Source organism: Aquimarina mycalae, from assembly GCF_029906345.1.
Taxonomy (GTDB): Bacteria; Bacteroidota; Bacteroidia; order Flavobacteriales; family Flavobacteriaceae; genus Aquimarina.
Genome location: NZ_JARYGY010000004.1, coordinates 54920 through 73851 on the forward strand (window position 1 = coordinate 54920; position 18932 = coordinate 73851).

Genomic DNA, 18932 nt, shown 5'->3' on the forward strand with positions numbered 1-18932 from the left:
AGATACCTATGGAATTTATAGAAAAACATAAAGCATTAATTATCACATCATTGTTGATGGGGATTTTTGTACTAGGTCTCTATAATATCAATATGATCAACAGAAAAAAAGAGCAGTCTGAAATATTGATGGAGATCCCTGAAGAGTTGATGGAAGAACTTACAAAAGAACAAGAAGAAGAACCTCAACCAGAAGAAGACAGACAGCTTATTGCTTCTAAAAGAACGCACAATGCTTTTAATGAAGATTTTGAAGATCATGATGATATAGAACAAAGAATTAAATCATTAACAGAAAGCCCTGAAGCTACAGAACAAACTTCTGACAATAATCCGATGACCGAAGGTCAAGAAGCTATTAATGAAGAGATTATTAACGAAGAAGTTAAAGAGGCTAAAAAAGATGAGAAACCAATTTCTGAAGAGGTCAATAATAGACATAGTTCTGTCACTTTTACATTAAAAGGAAGAGAAAAGAAAGACATCCCAAATCCTATCTATACCTGTAATGGTAGTGGGAAAGTTGTAGTTAAAATAGAAGTCAATCAAAACGGATATGTTACAGATGCTAAGATTGATAAAAAGAAATCCTCAACAAGAAATGAGTGTCTTTTTGACAATGCATTAGATTATGCTCAGGACGCTTTATTCTCATCATCTGATCTAAAAGAACAAAAAGGTTTTATTACGTATTATTTTAACTACGGAGGTTAACTTATTTATAACAGATTTAATAGATCTTCTGCAATATTAACACCCTTATCTTTATTATACCACACCTGAAGATCCTCTTTAAATTGTGGATCAAGACTTCCATGTGCTGCTTTATAATCATTTACCATTTTTGTAGCAACTGATGGCCTTGGTCCCCAAGAATCAACTACTTCCTTATTCTGTTTGTTATAAGCAATCAGTTTAGGTATCGACTTCCCTCCATTAGTAAGAAAATTATTCATCAACTCATCATGATCATCTCTAGAAATAATTCTTAGGTCAATTCCATCATTCATTTCTGAAAGCTTATTAATTACTGGCAAAGACTGTGCTGCATCACCACACCATCCTTCTGTCAACACTAACCAAGTAATATCTGTAGTAGCGTTAGAAAAAGCCTCCTTAATAGATTCATCAATTTTTAATGTCTTATCAAGACGTTTCATTCTACGATCATTTAGCATACTATAATTGGTAAGTGCTTCTGACTGCTCATGACCTGTTGATTTTCCTTCGATTAATAAATCTTTAACCAAAGTTTTATATTCTTGATAAGTATATGAATTACTTATTCCTTCGTCTATTAACTGGTCTATCGTCATTGGTGATGTTGTTTCCATAATTTTTTATTGTTAACATATAGGACGGTATGTATTGTTAAAACTTACAAACCAAAATTCAATACTAATGTAATATCTTTATACTTCGAAAAATATTATTTCATGGAAAAACACAAGTGTGGATGGTGTATTGGTGATTCTTTGTACGAATCCTATCACGATAAGGAATGGGGAGTACCATTACATGATGAGCAACTTTTATTTGAATTTTTAGTGTTAGAAACTTTTCAAGCAGGACTAAGCTGGATTACCATTCTTCGTAAACGAGAGAATTTCAGAATAGCTTTTGATAATTTTGACTATAAAATTGTTGCCAAATACAATGAAGACAAGAAGCAGGAACTACTTCAAAATGCTGGGATTATTCGTAATAAACTTAAAGTAAATGCCGCGATAACCAATGCGCAAAATTTCATGAAAATTCAAGAAGAGTTTGGAAGCTTTGATTCGTATATTTGGGGGTTTGTACACGGAAAACCAATTGTCAATACTTGGAAACATCATAAAGAATGTCCTGCTAATACAGATATCTCAGATCAAATCAGTAAAGATCTAAAAAAACGCGGTTTTAAGTTTGTAGGATCTACTGTGATCTATGCATTTATGCAAGCTATTGGGATGGTTAATGATCACACAATACACTGTTTTAGATATCAAGAGGTCTAAATTTATATTTTTACTCCATATGATAAGTCTCCTGCATCTCCCAAACCAGGAATAATATACCCTCTACTGCTTAATTCTGGATCAATAGCGGCAATCCACAAATGTGTATTTTCAGGAAAAACATCTTTAATATACTCAACTCCTTCTGTGGAACCAATAACAGAAAGGATATGAACTTGCTTAGGATTCCCATGTGTTTGCAGCGCTTTAATCGTATTTTCTAAGGTTTTACCTGTAGCAAGCATTGGATCCACTAATAGCAATATTTTATCTTCTACAGAAGGTGAAGCCAAATAGTTCACAATCACTTCAAAATCATCTTCATTATTTGGATGATTCCTATACGCGGCTATAAAAGCATTTTCTGCAGCATCAAAATAGTTTAGTAATCCTTGATGTAGTGGTAAGCCAGCTCGTAAAATGGAACAAAGAACCAATTCTTTTTCTGGTACTAAAATCTCTTTGGTACCTAAAGGAGTTTGAATAGTTTTAGATTTATATTCCAGAGTTTTGCTTAATTCATACCCTAAAACCTCTCCAATACGTTCTATATTTCTTCTAAAACGCATTGCATCTTTTTGTATACTGACATCTCTTATTTCGCTAATAAATTGATTCAAAATAGAGTTTTCAGTTTCAAGGTTATGAATGATCATAATGGTTATATTTAGTAGTGGTAAAACTACTTCAAATATTCCATAAATTCGTTTCTAGAAATTTCTTTCGCGCCTAAACTTGCTAAATGATTTGTATATACCTGGCAATCTACAACATTAACTCCTTTGTGTTGTAAAACTTCAATTAACTTAATGAACCCATATTTAGAAGCATTACTCACATTAGTAAACATACTTTCTCCGCAAAACACTTTTTTATCTTCTAGCCAAATACCATATAAACCACCAGCTAATTCTCCTTCTTTCCACACTTCTACAGAAATAGCATATCCCAGCTCATGTAGTTTTGTATAGGCATTTTGCATATCTGATGTGATCCAAGTACCATATTGATCAACACGATTTGCTGTAGCACAAGATTGAATCACAGTTTTAAATTCTTTATTAAAGGTTACGTCAAAATGATTTTTCCGAATCAATTGTCGCATACTTTTACTTATTTTAAGATCTTCTGGAAATAACACCATTCTTGGATCTGGACTAAACCACAAAATAGGTTGATCCTCATCATACCACGGAAAAATTCCGCTAGCATATGCCGTAAGTAATCTAGGTACAGAAAGATCTCCTCCTATAGCTAACAATCCATCCTCATCAGCAATAGATACAGGCGGGAAATTTATGGTGTCATTAAGTATGTACAAAACCGAACACTAAATTGTTTCTACAACGTTAAATATCAATTAGTTGTTTGAATTGACCAAAAAAATCGCAATATTTGTTAGAACCTTTTAAGATAAATTTTGTTCATCATTGCTTTTTTGAGTTTTATTAAAAGGTTAACCTAAAACCACAATATGAAAAGTCCGATACTTATGTATCGGACTTTTTACTTTTACACCTCAACAAGCAAAGTGTTATATTATCTATAATATCGTTTTAATTAAAACGGTAAATCATCGTGATCTTCTTCTTTTAAATCTGTTGCAGGCTCAAAAGCATCTGCTGGAGGCACTTGTGAAGGACCAGAAGGAGCTGCTACTTGTAAATTTTCTATTCTCCATCCTTGGATTGAATTAAAATATTTAGTCTCTCCTTGCGGGTTTACCCACTCGCGTCCTCTTAAATTGATGCTTATTTTTACATCTTGACCTACTTGAAAGTTGTTTAATAAATCACACTTATCCTGAACAAACTCGACCATTATATGTTGTGGATATTGCTCTTCTGTAGTAACAACTATCTCACGTTTTCTGAAACCATTGTTTCCAAAAGTTTGTGTCTCACCGACCATTTTTACTTTACCTTGTACTTCCATTTTTTTTATTATTGTATTGCTGCTAAAATATTCCAGGCAGTATTAATATCATCCATATCCAAATACTGCTTTGCAAATTTATGAATTTCTATTAGGTTAGCATCCTGAATTTTATCTTGAATTTTACTATTGTTATTAACAAAGGTTTGTGCATCTGTATTTGCAGGTATTCTTTCTATATTACCTAACTTCCCTAAGTCATTTCCAGTAAACACCGAACTGTTCTGGATACTTTTGGGTAACGAATCCACTCCTATACCAATGGAACTTAATGGTTTTGGTACTTCAAACATTCCCATATTTGCTCTCGAATACCAATTTCCTCCCATACGAGCAACCTGATCTATTTTATGTTGATCAATTTTACCATCATCATCCAGTACTTCTTTCTTAACGTGCATTAGTAACACTTCACAAATAATAAGGTTCCCAGCTCCTCCTTCTTCTCCCATAGGCACTATTTGATTCACCTTACATTCGAATTGCACGGGCGCTTCTTTTACTCTAAAAGCTTTTATCTTTTCTGAAGCAACCATGGTTAAACCTGATTTTTCAAATTCATTAACTCCTTCAGGATACTCGGTACTAGATAAAGACATTTGTTGTACTATATCATAATTAACAATATTAATTACAACTTCTTTTGTAGCAATTGCATTATCAAGTGTATGTTTAGTCGTATTATCTCTTACTCTTCTTGCTGGCGAAAAAATAAGAATAGGTGGATTAGCACTAAACACATTAAAAAAACTAAAAGGAGAAAGGTTGGGGTTTCCTTCTGCATCTATAGTACTGGCAAATGCTATAGGTCTTGGTCCTATAGCACCTAGCATCATTCCATGTAATTTTCCTGTGGAAACTTTTAAGGGGTCTATACTGATCATACGTTATTATTATATCAAACAAAGATAATTAAAGTTTAATCCTTAATATGCATTGTTTATTTGGTTTTACTTACCTTGTATTAACAATAAAATCGTATTAAAACGTTTATATTTAGGATTTAGTTAACGTATCTTTTGTATGAATTTTTCCGACGAGCGAAATCTGGCTAGTTATTTTATAATATTTGCAGTTCTGGTAATTACTGGTCTTGTGCTTTGGAACACTTCTCTTTTTTTACAGCGATTAAAAAAGGATGAAACGATCAAAACGCAGGTCTGGGCACAATCCTTTAAAGCATTAAGTAGCTCTGGTATAGATGTATCAAATGATATTAATGATGATTATTTAGAATTATCTCGTATCATCAATAGCACTAATAATACTATTCCTATTATAATTACTAATTCTGAAGGTGATTTTATAAAAAATCCTTCTGGAGAAATCAATATTCAGGATACTACTTTAAATTTACCTGAAGATATTACAGAAGAGGAATTACCAGAGTATCTTGAACAAATGAAGTCGGAGAATGAGCCAATCGCTTTGGATCTAAAAGGTACAGTGCAATATGTTTATTATGGAAATTCTTCTATTCTACAAAAGTTAAAATACTACCCTATTGCTATTGCCTTAATCATTTTTTTACTGATTGGCGTTATTTATTTCTTTTTCACCACTTCTAAAGCAAGTGAACAAAATAAGTTATGGGCTGGTATGGCAAAAGAAACAGCACATCAAATCGGAACACCTCTATCATCTTTAGTGGGTTGGAACGAAATTCTAAAGGTAGAAAATGTAAATCCAGAGTACATTATTGAAATAGAAAAAGATATCTCGAGATTAAAAGTGATTACAGAACGTTTTTCTAAAATAGGTTCTATTCCTAAATTAGAGAAATTAGATATTGTAGCAGAAACTAAAAATGCATATACCTATTTACAATCCAGAAGTTCTAAATTAATTAACTTTTCGCTTAGCTTACCAGAAGAGTTTATTCCTGTCGATCTAAACTCTCAATTATATAGCTGGACTATAGAAAACCTTGTGAAAAATGCAATTGATGCAATGCGAGGTAAAGGGGATTTGAATGTTGAACTTACACAAGATGCAAAACGAGTATTTATTAAAATTACAGATACTGGTAAAGGAGTCCCAAAAAGTAAGTTTACCAAAATTTTTGAACCTGGCTACACTTCCAAAACAAGAGGATGGGGATTAGGGCTTTCTCTTGCTAAAAGGATCATTGAAGATTATCATTCTGGAAAAATTAAAGTCCTTAAATCCGAAATGGGTAAAGGCACTACTTTTCAGATTACGTTAAGTAAATCTGAGACTTCTTTATAACATAATTATCTTCTAAACGTTATATATTCTAAAATAAGCAACGTGAAAACCGAGTATATTGTTTTAAAAGAAACGATCCTTAACAACAACTGTCCAGAATGCTATTCTACAGAAAGTCTCACACTATCGTTTAAGCAAAAAAAATTACTGAATAACTTTTTTGTCAAAACCAAAGGAGAAGTTATTGAAAGTATGAATTGTAAAAAGTGTGAAACAATCATATTTCCAGGACGCTGGACAGATGATATCGAACGTGTATATGATTATCACAAAAAAACAATCAGCGCTACGCCTACATCTATTAAATTTACAGGACTCTTTTATGTAATGTTATTATTATCCTTGTTAATACTGGCAACATTATACACTTACCTATTTCATCAAGAAGTTTTTATGCAGCTGTAGGCCTTATACATATTTGTTCATAGTTTCTCGCAATTCATCAGAAATCTTAAACGTTTTATTGGTGTTAAAATCGAAACAAACTGCAATATCATGTCCTATTGCACATAACTTGTTATCATCGTTGTATAACTCATGATATAATCCAAAACTAGAGTTCTTTATAAATTCTACTCTTGTTTTTATAAGTACGTTCCCTGGATAAAATAAAGGGTTTTTAAAATCACACTTAGTAGAGACCAGCATTGGTCCTTTCTTGGTTTCTGTATGCAATATAGCTAATCCTGATACTTCCCAAAACTGAACACGTGCACTTTGCATATACTTCATGAAATTAACATTATTTACATGTTGATATGTGTCCATCTCACTCCAATCAATCCTTAACTGTAGCGATAATTTAAAATCTGAAGTATTCATTTTTACAAATTCGATTGAATCTTAGTAGCTAACTCTTTAAATTCTTCGACTGATAAAGATACCTTATGTTGAAATGTCATTTCTTTCATATCATTTAAAGGTATTAAATGTACGTGTACATGAGGCACTTCTAATCCCACAACAGCAACTCCTACACGCTTACAAGGAACAGATTTCTCTAATGCTTTAGCAACTTCACGAGAGAAACGCATAAGTTCTATATAGGTTTCTTCATCAAGGTCAAATATTTTATTTTCTTCCTTTTTTGGAATACACAAAGTATGCCCTACAGCATTCGGATTTATATCTAAAAAAGCATAAAAATTATCATTCTCGGCAACTTTATAGGAGGGTATTTCGCCATGAACGATTTTAGTGAACAGGGTAGACATTCATTAAAATTTTTGTTGGTTTATCGTTACGAAATATAGGGTATTTTTGCCAAAAACAACAGCATAAAAAAACCTTTCTTACAATATTTAGAAAGGTTTTTTTATTTATGAAGAAGATATTACTCTCTTGTAATTTCGATTATATCGAATTTCATAATTCCATTAGGAACCTGAATTTCTGCAACGTCACCTACAGTTTTACCTAAAAGGCCTTTGCCAATAGGAGAATCCACTGATATTTTTCCTGTTTTAAGATCGGCTTCACTCTGTGCTACCAACTTATAAGTCATCTGCGCACCATTGGTTTGGTTTTTTATTTTCACTGTAGAGTGTATTAAGGCTTTTGAGGTATCTAATTGAGATTCATCAATTAAACGTGCTCCTGACAAGGTCTCTTCTAATTTAGAAATTCTCATTTCTAACAATCCTTGCGCCTCTTTTGCCGCATCATACTCAGCATTTTCACTTAAATCTCCTTTATCACGGGCTTCTGCAATTGCCTGTGATGCCTTTGGTCTCTCTATATCCTTAAGATTATTTAACTCGTCTCTTAATTTTTTTAGCCCTTCTGCAGTGTAATAAGATACTTTGCTCATAACTTCATCGTTTATATAAATACAAAAAATCCCATAGATATGGGACTTTAACTATAAACAAATATAATAAAAAATAATACGGAATCACATTTTTCCCTAATTTGGTCCTTTAAAAAAAAAGCTTCTTTTAATACTAGAAAAAATGAAAAAAATCGCAATACTATTTTTCATCTCACTACTAACATTTTCATGTAGCAGTGATGATAGCCGTAATAATAACCCTAATCTTCCGTCTATTGGTTTTAATCATACCATAAATCTGGATCTACCACAATTTAACAGCCTTGATTTTCCTAATAATAGTGAAGTCATTACAACAGATGGTGTAGGAATTAAAGGAGTAATTATTTTTAATGTAGATAATACATTGTATTCGGCTTTTGAGTTGAGTGATCCTAATATTGCACCCAGTAGCTGTTCTGCACTTAGTGTAAATGGTATACGTGCGGAGTCGAATTGTGGTAATGACAATGCTTATGAGATAATAAATGGCCAACAATTAGAAGGTGAAGGAGGATATCCTCTATTACGCTATCAAATTAGACGAGAAGGAAACACACTGTTTATATCTAATTAATAGGAGGATAAACCATTTTTTAGATTAATAAGATGTAGATCATTTCGTTGTTCAGAAATAATTTCGATAGCTTTTTTGCTTCGTATTCCTGATTGACAACAAACCACTATTGGTTTTTGATTATTTAATTCTAATGTTCTTTTTGGGAGCGTATCCAATGAAATATGTTTTCCGCCTATATTAAAATTATTATATTCTTTTAGTGTTCTAACATCTAAAATCTGATAATTTTTAAGATTTTGTTTTAATTCGGCAACTGATATTTCCTCTAAATCAATTGAGTTAATTCCGCAGAAAAAATCATAGTCATCATCTAACTGATCAACTTCAATTTCTTCATTTTTTTTGAAATTCAGGATCTGCTGTTGCAATGTTAACGAATCAAAATACAATAGTTTTCCCCTTAGCACTTCTCCTATACCTGTTATCATTTTTATAACCTCATTTGCCTGAAGACTTCCTATAATTCCTGGTAACACTCCCAAAACCCCAATATCCGAACAATTAGGAACTGATTCTGGTGCTGGTGGATCAGGAAATAGACAACGATAGGTAGGTCCATCTTTATAGTTAAGTACCGAAACCTGTCCTTGAAACTTAAAAATTGACCCAAAAACCAATGGTGTTCCAGTTAAAACACAAGCATCATTCACTAAATATCGAGTAGGGAAATTATCACTACCATCTACTATAATATCGTACTCCTGAAAAATATCCAATGCATTATCAACATCTAATTTCTCTTCATATACTTTAAAAAACACGAAAGGATTAAGTTTGGATAATCGTTCTGATGCTACTTTAGCTTTTGATTTTCCGATATCATCGATGGTATACAATATTTGACGTTGAAGATTGGTTTGATCCACTTGATCATCATCAATAATTCCAATTGTGCCAATCCCAGCTGCAGTAAGATATTGCAATACTGGACATCCCAAACCACCAGCTCCGATTACTAATACCTTTGCAGATTTAAGTTTTTCTTGTCCAACAATCCCTATTTCATCTAATAAGATATGACGACTATATTGAATATTTTCTTTTTTACTTAGCATATCGAACAATAACCTTGTATTCCTTTGTAAAATTAAGTAAATAATCAACAGTTTCTATTTAACCGAAATATTGTTTTACTTTTAATACTTAATTAATTCTTAACTACTTTCTATCTAGAATCTGACACTTCTATGAAATTATTTAAAAAACAGATTGATCCTAATTTATTAATTGCTATTGGAGTACTTATTGCCAGTTTTGCTGCACTTTTTGTCTATATGCGCCAAGCTGCTATAATGAGTGAACAAACAGAAATACTTTTACAACAAACAAAAGCAAACTCCTGGCCATATTTAGATCTTTCTTACTCTTATAATAGCTCTGGGAAAAATGATTCTAATAAAAAATATTCATTATCAGTAGTTAATAAAGGAACTGGGCCAGCTATTATTCAAAATGTTTCTATTAGCTATAATAATAAACTTGTGAGAAATTGGAAAGAATTCCATGCTACACTAAATATTCCTGACTCTATCCTGAAAATAGGATATATAAAATCTTCTATAAGCAATAAAGTAATATCTCCAAATGAGAATATCACATTCATTAACTGGTCAGGAAACAGTGAGTTAGTTGATATTATTAGAAAAAATGCTGGTAAAATAAAAGTCAGTATATGTTATAAATCAGTATTTAATGAGTTTTGGAATTTAGAGCGAATTGGTTTTGATGGTAACACCAAAAAGGTAACATATTCTGAACCCGAAACTTGTGTTTCAAACAACGATACTTTTGAAAATTAAAAAAACTATTGTTGCCAATTATTTGCCCAATCTTTCCAGACAACTTCTAATCCTTTTGATTGTAACATTGCCACAACTTCTTCTGTAGGGCGCTCATCAGAAATCTCGAATTGTTCTAAAGATTTGGGTTCAACCACATATCCTCCAGGATTGGTTTTAGATTCTGCACTAATCGAAGTCACTCCCAGATTTACAATATTTTCTCTAAACGCTTCACTCTCTCTGGTTGACATAGACAGTTCTACATCTTCATCTAATAACCTAAAAGCACAAATTAATTGAACTAAATCAGCATCTGTCATTGCTACTTTTGGTTCTAGTCCACCACTATGAGGTCTTAATCTGGGAAATGATATAGAGTACTTTGTTTTCCAATACGTTTTCTGTAAATATTGTAAGTGTAATGCCGTAAAAAAACTATCTACTCTCCAATCTTCTAATCCAAACAATGCTCCTAATCCTATTTTATGAATCCCAGCACGTCCTAATCGGTCAGGAGTTTCTAATCGATAGTCAAAATTAGATTTTCTTCCTTTGGGGTGATGTGTTTTATAAGCTGATTTATGGTATGTCTCTTGGTACACCAATACTCCATATAAACCATTATCAATTAACAATTCATATTCTAATTGATCCATTGGCTGCACTTCTATAGTAATATTGGCAAACTTAGCTCTAATGAGTTGTACTGCATTATTAATATAATCTACTCCTACGGTTCTGTTTGCTTCTCCTGTAACCAACAAAATATGATCATATCCTTTACTTTTAAGAAAATTTATTTCTCTTAAGATCTCTTCATCTGTTAAGGTTCTTCTTGGAATTGTATTGGTCATACTAAATCCACAATAGGTACAAATATTTTGGCATTCATTACTTAAATACATTGGAACATACATCTGAATAGTGTTGCCGAAACGTTTCTTTGTAATTTTACAACTTATTTGAGCCATTTGTTCTAAAAAAGGCTTTGCTGCTGGGGAAATCAATGCTTTAAAATCTTCTATAGTTCTTCTAGAAGTATGCAAGGCTCTGTGAACATCAACTTCGGTTTTGTTACAGATTTCAGAAAGGGTACTAGCCCAATCATATTGATCAAATATATCTTTAAAGCTACTCATTTAGAAATGATGTTAAAGGACTACTTGCCTCTGCATATTGATTTACTGGAGCCAACTTGGCATTAAAAGCCATGCGCCCAGCTTCTACAGCCATTCTAAAAGCATTTGCCGTCGCAATTGGTTGATGAGATACTGCTATAGCCGTGTTTACTAAAACTGCATCAGCTCCAATTTCCATTGCATAAGCCGCATGTGAAGGGCTACCAATCCCTGCATCTACAATTACAGGAACATTACTCTGATCAATTATAATTTCTAAAAAATCTAATGTTTTTAACCCTTTATTACTTCCTATCGGTGCGCCTAAAGGCATTACGCACTGAGTTCCTACTTCTTCTAATCTTTTACATAAAACAGGATCTGCATGAATGTATGGCATTACTACAAAACCAAGTTTTACTAATGCAGAAGCCGCCTTTAATGTTTCAATAGGATCAGGTAATAGATATTTAGGATCTGGATGAATTTCTAATTTAATCCAATTCGTTTCTAATGCTTCTCTTGCCATTTGCGCTGCAAAAACAGCTTCTTTAGCATTACGAACACCAGATGTATTCGGCAATAGGTTAATTCTAGGATGATCCAGATGGTTTAAAATATCATCATTTTCATTCTCTACATCTACTCTTTTGAGTGCTACTGTAATCAATTCACTTTCTGAAATCAGTAATGCTTCTTTCATTAGCTTAGAGGAGCTAAACTTTCCTGTACCAGTGAATAATCTTGAAGAAAATTCTTTATTAGCAATTTTTAATGTATCCATTGTATTAGCTTTTGGCTTCTTTTTTTTCGGCTATTAGTTTTGTTGCGAACTGTATTCTTTCTTCTAAATCATCCTTCTTTGTTAGCATTCCCGAAACTGCAATTCCGTTAACATTGCTTTCCAAAATTGGTGATATATCTTCTAATAAAATTCCTCCGATAGCTACCACAGGAACTTCTGGGTATTTATTTCTTAATACAGTCATGATAGATGCATACCCTTTAGTTCCCAACAAAGGACTTAATTTCTTTTTGGTAATAGTGTTTTTATATGGCCCTAAACCCACATAATCAACACCTGCTTCAACCTGATCCATACAATCTTGTATTGTATTAGCAGTTCCTCCAATAATAAAGTTTTCTCCCAAAATACCTCGAGCTTCTTTAGGGCTCATATCGTTTAACCCTAAATGAACACCATCTGCTTGAGCAGCTTGCGCTATGCTTACCTGATCATTAACAATCATAATTGCACCATATTGATCACAAATTTCACGACATTTTATTGCTGTCTCCAGATAGACAGCCAAGTCAACGTCTTTTAACCTTAGTTGAATCCATCTACCACCTGCCTCGCAAACCTCTCCAATATTTATCAGATGTTCTTTTGGGGTATTCCCTTGGGATATGTATTGTAATTGCATCATATGTATTTTACATTTTATGATATCCTAGTAATGTTTTATTAGAGCTTAACACTTTCTCTGTATATCGTTTTGCTCTATTGCAAGCCTTTAATATCGGAAAACCAAGTGCTAGTTGAGCCGTAATCGAAGAAGATAAAACACAACCACTACCATGTTTTTCATAAATCTCTTTCAATTTCGGGTTTAGTGTAAATTTCTTGTGTTTAGATGTGAACAACACATCTTTACCAATGGCCTCTTTACAATGACCTCCTTTAAGAAATAAATTAGTTTTGTTAGAGATATGTGTTATTGTTTCTTCAATATTTTTACCACTATATAATCTTTGTATTTCTTCATAATTAGGAGTTAATAAGTAAATTTTACTCAAAACCTGATCAAATGTAGCTTCATCTTCTTTTGAATTATGAAAATCAAAATTAGAGCTCGATTTTAATATCGGATCTAATATTATCCTGATTGTTGAATTTTGGGTTATTAAAAAATCTATAATCTCTTCTAAAACTTTCCAATCTTTGATGATACCAATTTTTACGTAATCGATTGTAAATTTTTTAAACAAAACTCTTATTTGATCTTTTATCAGCTTTACGTCTATCCAATGACATGCTTCAAAATCTGTATCATTCTGAATTGTATTAGCAGTACACACTGCAAAACCATAACATTTTAATGCTTCAAAAGTCTTAATATCAGCTGTTAATCCAGCTCCAGAAGAGGGATCAAAGCCAGCAATTGTAAGTACATTTGGACGGTGTTGCATGCGTATTCTAATGAATATCCTTTACAATTCTATTATTTACCTCATTAATTTGCACAAAGCTAGTTACAGGATCTTCGGTATTCCAAACACCTCCTAAAATTCCAACCCCTTTAAATCCCAGCTCATATGTTTTTTGTAATGTAGCTTCATTAATTCCGCCCATTCCAATAACAACTTCATCCAAGTGTGTCACATCAAATCCTTTTCCTTCATAGCCTTTTTTTGAAATCGAACCAAAAACTGGACTTAACAATACATACTCAAAATCTGTCTTACAACTTTTAATCTCTTCTATAGCGTGAAATGAGCTTGTAACAGAGAAGCCTTTGTTTTTATATACCTGAACCGTTACTTCTAATGCATCTTCTAAATTTATTCGAGCCTGTTCTTGTAAATGTATCCCTCTTAATCCATACTCTTGAGTCAATTCGGGAAATTGATGTAGCATAATTCTATTATGATATCTAGTTTCTATCAAATCTAATAAAGATCGGTACCCATCAATTGTAAATGTAGGTTTACGAAGATGTAATATTTGTAATCCTGCATTAAATAAAGCATTAATCTGAACTGCTTCGTTGGATAACGGTTTTTCTGATGTAAGTACTATTACCATAATTCGAGTATGAGATTTTAGAGTTGAGATATGAGGTTTCTTCTCACACCTCAACTTTGTTATCTATAAATAAACTTCACTTCCTTTTTCTTTAAACTCTTCAGCTTTTTCTTGCATTCCAGTTTCTATTGCTTTTTGATCTTCAATTTCTTTTTTTGCTGCATAATCACGAACCTCTTGGGAAATCTTCATAGAACAGAATTTTGGACCACACATACTGCAGAAATGAGCAATTTTTGCTCCTTCTGCAGGCAATGTTTCATCATGATATTCTCTTGCTCTTTCTGGATCTAATGCCAGATTGAATTGATCTTCCCAACGGAACTCAAAACGAGCTTTACTTAATGCATCATCTCTATGTTGAGCTCCTGGATGTCCTTTTGCTAAATCTGCCGCATGTGCTGCTAGTTTATATGTGATTACTCCCACACGCACGTCTTCCTTATTTGGTAAACCTAAATGTTCTTTTGGAGTAACGTAGCATAGCATTGCTGTTCCATACCAACCAATCATAGCCGCACCAATTCCAGAAGTAATATGATCGTATCCAGGTGCAATATCTGTGGTTAGAGGTCCTAATGTATAAAAAGGAGCTTCTCCACAAGCTTCTAATTGCTTATCCATATTTGCTTTGATCATATGCATTGGTACATGACCAGGTCCTTCTATAAATGTCTGTACATCATGTTTCCAAGCTATTTTGGTTAATTCTCCCAATGTCTCTAATTCTGCAAATTGTGCTTCATCATTGGCATCTGCAATACATCCAGGACGTAATCCATCACCTAGAGAAAATGCTACATCATAAGATTTCATGATCTCACATATTTCTTCAAAATGAGTATACAAGAAACTTTCTTTATGATGTGCCAAACACCATTTTGCCATGATGGATCCTCCACGAGAAACAATCCCAGTAATTCTCTTAGCTGTCATTGGCACATATGCTAAACGTACACCTGCATGGATTGTGAAATAATCCACTCCTTGCTCGGCTTGTTCAATCAATGTATCTCTAAATATTTCCCAAGTTAGATCTTCTGCTTTACCATTTACTTTTTCTAATGCTTGATAAATAGGAACTGTTCCTATTGGAACGGGTGAATTACGAATAATCCATTCTCTTGTTTCGTGGATATTCTTACCAGTTGAAAGATCCATAATATTATCTGCTCCCCAACGACAAGCCCAAACGGCTTTTTCTACTTCTTCTTCTATACTTGAAGTTGTAGCTGAATTACCAATATTAGCATTTATTTTTACTAAAAAATTACGCCCCAGAATCATTGGCTCCGCTTCTGGATGATTAATATTTGAAGGTATTACCGCTCTTCCTCTGGCCACTTCTTCTCTTACAAATTCTGCCGTAATTATTTCAGGAATACTTGCTCCAAAATCTTGTCCTGGATGTTGTTTAGCCAATCGTTTTGCTTCTTGTATTTTTTGATTTTCTCGAATCGCAACATATTCCATCTCTGGAGTAATGACCCCTTGTTTCGCATAATACATCTGCGAAACATTTTTCCCAGATTTTGCTCTTTTAGGCTTACGAAGATGATTAAATCGCAGATGATCTAAACTGCTATCATTTAAACGTTGATTACAATATTCTGAAGAAAAACTATCCAATTCTTCCACATCTCCTCGATCTAATACCCACTGCTCTCTAATAGGTTCTATACCATTATGAACATTTATTGTTTTAGCAGGATCAGTATACGGTCCGCTAGTATCATAAACAGTGATAGCTTGGTTTGGTGTTTTTTTTCCTGTAAAACTATCCAATGTATCATCTAATGCGATTTCTCTCATCGCAACATTAATCTGTGGATGAATCGTTCCTGATACATATATTTTTTTTGAATTAGGAAAGGGTTTTGTTGTAACAGTATCCCCTTGTGGAGCGGTATCTTTTTTCTTCATAATTATTAGGTTTTGAGCAATTCTTTTGGCGTGTTAATTTTTAATTTCTGCTTTTTTATAATCAATTTTCATCCTCCTTGCGTAGCTTGTATAATTGTTATGATATCGTGTTCTCTAACAACTTTATGATTCCAGTTTTCCCTGGGAACTATTTCGTTATTAATTGCAATCGCAATTCCGTTAGTAACAATATCCAATTGCTTCAGTAGTTTTTTTACTGAACAATTTTCTGAAATAGAATATGTCTGATTATTAATGTTTATGATCATTGATATTAGATTAAACCATAAACTTTAGGGCAGTACCTAATTTTGAGAAGAAAAACCACACTCCAATAAGTAGTGGTATTAACTTTTCCCTTCGTCAGTATTAACTGCATCAGGTTCAAAGGGTATTTCTCAGACTCCTAATGGAGACACCCCTAAAGTTTAAGTTATAAAGGTAATAAATCTCAGAAAAACAATATTAATTACTATCGTTTTTCTGAGATATTCATTAAAATTTTAAAGTTGCTCCTACTAGGAAGTTGATTCCAGCCTGTGGATAAAAACCTGCTCCTTCTATAGTTGTAACGGTTCCTGGATTTGTAAAATCATCATCAAAAGTGAAAAAATATCCATTGGACACATATTCAGTATCAAAAATATTATTTACTAAACCAGTAAGTACGATGGATTTAAATACAGGAATATTTTTAATTTCATACACCACATTAAGATCATTGATAAAAAAACTATCGAGTTTAGAAGTCTCACTATCAATATTCCCCATATACTGTTCTCCTACAAATTTTGAAAGAAATCCTAATTGGAGGTTTTTTATTGGTTGGTATATAAACATATTACCAGCTACAATATTAGGAGAATATGAAATATTAGTATTTCCCAAATTCACTAAACTACCATCTCTGGATGTAACAAAATCTTTATTCTTATTGGTGCTTATGGCTACATTAGGTTTCACTATAAATTTATCCGAAATTGTAATATCGGCATCAATTTCAATTCCAAGACGATAACTCTCTCCACTTGTAGCTCTTATTGGTGCTCCTACATCATCTAAAGCACCCGTAAGTACTAATTGATCTTTGTACCACATATAATACAGATTGGCATTTACAATAGTTCTCTTCTTGTTAAATCTCCACCCTAATTCTATATCATTTAATCTCTCTGCCGTATTGATTCCGTTTTCAAAATCACTTCTTCTAGGTTCTCGATTGGCTCTAGCATAGGATACATATAATTGATTCGTATTATTGATCTGATACGTCGCTCCTAATTTTGGGTTAAAAAAATCATAGTTTTCATCTACCTCCAAAGGAACACGATCTGATGTTAATCCAGAAGTTTCATATCCTACAAACCTACCTTGAAGATCCAAAAATGCACTCCATTTGTCATTTACTCTATAAGTAGTTTTTCCAAAAATTGTGAATTCATTTTTCTTTCCATTACCGAAATAGTAATTATCTCTTATTTCAGATCCTCCTGCATTTTGTGCCCAAATTACTTCTCCAAAATGATCTCCATCATAATGACTATAAAACGCACCAAAATCTACGTCTAGATTATGGTTTTTGTAATTTGCAGAAGCATTAACTACATAAAAATCATTATCTAACCATCTACGACGGATTAAATCTGTTGTATTTATCGTTTCTCCTCCTAAAACTATTGGTGTAAAATCATAATCTGCAAAATCCTCATCTTCCTTATATTGCTCAAAAAATCCTCTACCATACGTATAGTTTAATCCTAAGTTAGTAGACCAATTGTTGTTATACTTTTGGTTCCAGTGTAATTGGTAATGATCCTGTTTATAATTATCAACTTCGTTGTCATAAAAGCGAGTATCTCCGTTCTCGTCTGTATATTGACCTGCAGGATTAAATGTACGGTCACTGTCTAAAGTAGCTTGATCAATTCCGAACCAAGATTGATAAGTAATTTCATGCCCTCCAAAAGTAATTGCTTTTATTAATGTATTATCATCTACATATGACCCTTGTAGAAAATACGATTTAAGATCAGAAGAAGCTCTATCAATATATCCATCTGAAGCAATTGCAGATAAACGACCTGCAATCTCTATATGATCATTTAGCAATCCTGTACTAAATTTAAGATTATGTCTTCTGGTTCCAAAGGATCCAAATGAGTTAGAGATTTCTCCGTTTGCAGTTTCAGAAACAGCATCCGTCAATAAGTTTAAACTAGCTCCAAATGCTCCAGAACCATTGGTAGAAGTTCCAACTCCTCGTTGTAATTGTAAATTTTCTACCGAAGATGCAAAGTCTGGTAAATTTACCCAAAATGTTCCCTGACTTTCGGCATCATTAAACGGAATTCCATTTAAGGTTACATTAACTCTAGAAGCATCACTACCTCTCACACGAATATATGTATATCCTACTCCAGCTCCAGCATCCGTAGTGGTGACTACACCTGGTAAATAATTAAGTAATATTGGGATATCTTGACCAAGGTTACGACTTGCTAATTCTTCTTTAGATACATTAGAATGAGTAATTGGTGAATCGGCATCCACTCGAACAGATTTTACTAAAACTTCATCAAGTTTTTCAACTCCATTTGCAATGGAATCTTTTGGTTTTTCCTGAGCAAATAATTGCAAGCTCGAAAAGAAAATAATAAAATAAAATAATACGTTTTTCATTCGTAAAACATTATTACGAATAAAAGGGGTAATTATTCAAAGATTAAAAATTAATTAAATTCAAAATTG

Annotated in this window: 23 protein-coding genes and 1 riboswitch; of the genes, 6 read left to right on the top strand and 17 right to left on the bottom strand. The window is 32.8% G+C overall.

The features are described from left to right. Positions 1-8: 8 nt before the first annotated feature. The gene (locus QBK95_RS10400) at positions 9-713 is read left to right on the top strand and encodes a hypothetical protein (RefSeq protein ID WP_280933350.1); all 705 of its coding nucleotides are present in this window, start codon (positions 9-11) and stop codon (positions 711-713) included. A gap of 5 nt (positions 714-718) precedes the next feature. On the opposite strand, the gene QBK95_RS10405 is transcribed toward QBK95_RS10400, so the two are convergent. After that, positions 719-1333, bottom strand: a complete 615-nt coding sequence (locus tag QBK95_RS10405) for a thioredoxin family protein (protein WP_280933353.1) — start codon at positions 1331-1333, stop codon at positions 719-721. 102 nt (positions 1334-1435) lie between these two features. On the opposite strand from QBK95_RS10405, the gene QBK95_RS10410 reads away from it, so the two are divergent. After that, positions 1436-1999: a DNA-3-methyladenine glycosylase I gene (locus QBK95_RS10410; protein WP_280933355.1), complete on the top strand. Its 564-nt coding sequence runs from the start codon at positions 1436-1438 to the stop codon at positions 1997-1999. 2 nt (positions 2000-2001) lie between these two features. Here the strand turns inward: QBK95_RS10410 and upp are convergent, their stop codons facing one another. From upp to QBK95_RS10430, 4 genes are all read right to left on the bottom strand, one after another. After that, the gene (upp, locus tag QBK95_RS10415; RefSeq protein WP_280933357.1) at positions 2002-2655 is read right to left on the bottom strand and encodes a uracil phosphoribosyltransferase; all 654 of its coding nucleotides are present in this window, start codon (positions 2653-2655) and stop codon (positions 2002-2004) included. Positions 2656-2681: 26 nt separating this feature from the next. Beyond that, entirely contained in the window at positions 2682-3320 is a 639-nt protein-coding gene (gene aat / locus QBK95_RS10420) for a leucyl/phenylalanyl-tRNA--protein transferase (RefSeq protein ID WP_280933359.1), read from the bottom strand. A gap of 239 nt (positions 3321-3559) precedes the next feature. Then, positions 3560-3934, bottom strand: coding sequence for a DUF3127 domain-containing protein (locus QBK95_RS10425; RefSeq protein WP_280933360.1), 375 nt, complete (start codon positions 3932-3934; stop codon positions 3560-3562). Between the two features lie 8 nt (positions 3935-3942). Continuing rightward, positions 3943-4818 carry a flavin reductase family protein gene (locus tag QBK95_RS10430; protein WP_280933362.1) on the bottom strand — a complete coding sequence of 292 codons (876 nt, stop codon included), beginning with the start codon at positions 4816-4818 and terminating at the stop codon, positions 3943-3945. A gap of 139 nt (positions 4819-4957) precedes the next feature. Between QBK95_RS10430 and QBK95_RS10435 the strand changes: the two genes are divergently transcribed. Both QBK95_RS10435 and QBK95_RS10440 read left to right on the top strand, forming a co-directional pair. Next, positions 4958-6163, top strand: a complete 1206-nt coding sequence (locus QBK95_RS10435) for a sensor histidine kinase (RefSeq protein WP_280933364.1) — start codon at positions 4958-4960, stop codon at positions 6161-6163. Positions 6164-6205: 42 nt separating this feature from the next. Next, a complete protein-coding gene (locus QBK95_RS10440) occupies positions 6206-6568 on the top strand; it encodes a hypothetical protein (protein WP_280933366.1) in 363 nt (120 codons plus the stop codon). A 3-nt stretch (positions 6569-6571) separates the two neighbouring features. Here QBK95_RS10440 and QBK95_RS10445 read toward each other — a convergent pair whose 3' ends face one another. The 3 genes from QBK95_RS10445 to greA form a co-directional block, all read right to left on the bottom strand. After that, on the bottom strand, positions 6572-6985 hold the full coding sequence (locus tag QBK95_RS10445) for an acyl-CoA thioesterase (protein WP_280933368.1): 414 nt from the start codon (positions 6983-6985) through the stop codon (positions 6572-6574). Positions 6986-6987: 2 nt separating this feature from the next. Further along, the gene (locus QBK95_RS10450) at positions 6988-7377 is read right to left on the bottom strand and encodes an HIT family protein (protein ID WP_280933370.1); all 390 of its coding nucleotides are present in this window, start codon (positions 7375-7377) and stop codon (positions 6988-6990) included. Positions 7378-7496: 119 nt separating this feature from the next. Then, positions 7497-7973 (bottom strand): transcription elongation factor GreA, encoded by a 477-nt coding sequence (gene greA / locus QBK95_RS10455; protein ID WP_280933372.1) that lies wholly within the window; start codon positions 7971-7973, stop codon positions 7497-7499. A gap of 142 nt (positions 7974-8115) precedes the next feature. Between greA and QBK95_RS10460 the strand changes: the two genes are divergently transcribed. After that, entirely contained in the window at positions 8116-8550 is a 435-nt protein-coding gene (locus tag QBK95_RS10460) for a hypothetical protein (protein WP_280933375.1), read from the top strand. On the opposite strand, the gene moeB is transcribed toward QBK95_RS10460, so the two are convergent. Next, complete coding sequence (gene moeB / locus QBK95_RS10465) at positions 8547-9608, bottom strand: HesA/MoeB/ThiF family protein (RefSeq protein WP_280933377.1); 1062 nt, start codon at positions 9606-9608, stop codon at positions 8547-8549. The genes QBK95_RS10460 and moeB overlap by 4 nt on opposite strands. Positions 9609-9740: 132 nt before the next feature. Between moeB and QBK95_RS10470 the strand changes: the two genes are divergently transcribed. Beyond that, positions 9741-10352 carry a DUF8453 domain-containing protein gene (locus QBK95_RS10470; protein WP_280933379.1) on the top strand — a complete coding sequence of 204 codons (612 nt, stop codon included), beginning with the start codon at positions 9741-9743 and terminating at the stop codon, positions 10350-10352. A 5-nt stretch (positions 10353-10357) separates the two neighbouring features. Here QBK95_RS10470 and thiH read toward each other — a convergent pair whose 3' ends face one another. From thiH to QBK95_RS10510, 8 genes are all read right to left on the bottom strand, one after another. Continuing rightward, positions 10358-11473, bottom strand: a complete 1116-nt coding sequence (gene thiH, locus QBK95_RS10475) for a 2-iminoacetate synthase ThiH (protein ID WP_280933380.1) — start codon at positions 11471-11473, stop codon at positions 10358-10360. Further along, on the bottom strand, positions 11466-12236 hold the full coding sequence (locus QBK95_RS10480; RefSeq protein ID WP_280933382.1) for a thiazole synthase: 771 nt from the start codon (positions 12234-12236) through the stop codon (positions 11466-11468). The genes thiH and QBK95_RS10480 overlap by 8 nt, the downstream gene beginning before the upstream one ends. Positions 12237-12240: 4 nt before the next feature. Next, on the bottom strand, positions 12241-12882 hold the full coding sequence (gene thiE / locus QBK95_RS10485; protein WP_280933384.1) for a thiamine phosphate synthase: 642 nt from the start codon (positions 12880-12882) through the stop codon (positions 12241-12243). Between the two features lie 7 nt (positions 12883-12889). Next, a complete protein-coding gene (locus QBK95_RS10490) occupies positions 12890-13645 on the bottom strand; it encodes a hydroxymethylpyrimidine/phosphomethylpyrimidine kinase (protein ID WP_280933386.1) in 756 nt (251 codons plus the stop codon). 7 nt (positions 13646-13652) lie between these two features. After that, positions 13653-14261 (bottom strand): thiamine phosphate synthase, encoded by a 609-nt coding sequence (locus QBK95_RS10495; RefSeq protein ID WP_280933388.1) that lies wholly within the window; start codon positions 14259-14261, stop codon positions 13653-13655. 63 nt (positions 14262-14324) lie between these two features. Further along, entirely contained in the window at positions 14325-16184 is a 1860-nt protein-coding gene (thiC, locus tag QBK95_RS10500) for a phosphomethylpyrimidine synthase ThiC (protein WP_280933391.1), read from the bottom strand. Between the two features lie 68 nt (positions 16185-16252). Then, positions 16253-16453 (bottom strand): sulfur carrier protein ThiS, encoded by a 201-nt coding sequence (thiS, locus tag QBK95_RS10505; RefSeq protein ID WP_280933393.1) that lies wholly within the window; start codon positions 16451-16453, stop codon positions 16253-16255. Between the two features lie 69 nt (positions 16454-16522). Beyond that, positions 16523-16617: riboswitch (TPP riboswitch) on the bottom strand. Between the two features lie 62 nt (positions 16618-16679). After that, positions 16680-18863 carry a TonB-dependent receptor gene (locus QBK95_RS10510; protein WP_280933395.1) on the bottom strand — a complete coding sequence of 728 codons (2184 nt, stop codon included), beginning with the start codon at positions 18861-18863 and terminating at the stop codon, positions 16680-16682. Between the last annotated feature and the right edge of the window lie 69 nt (positions 18864-18932).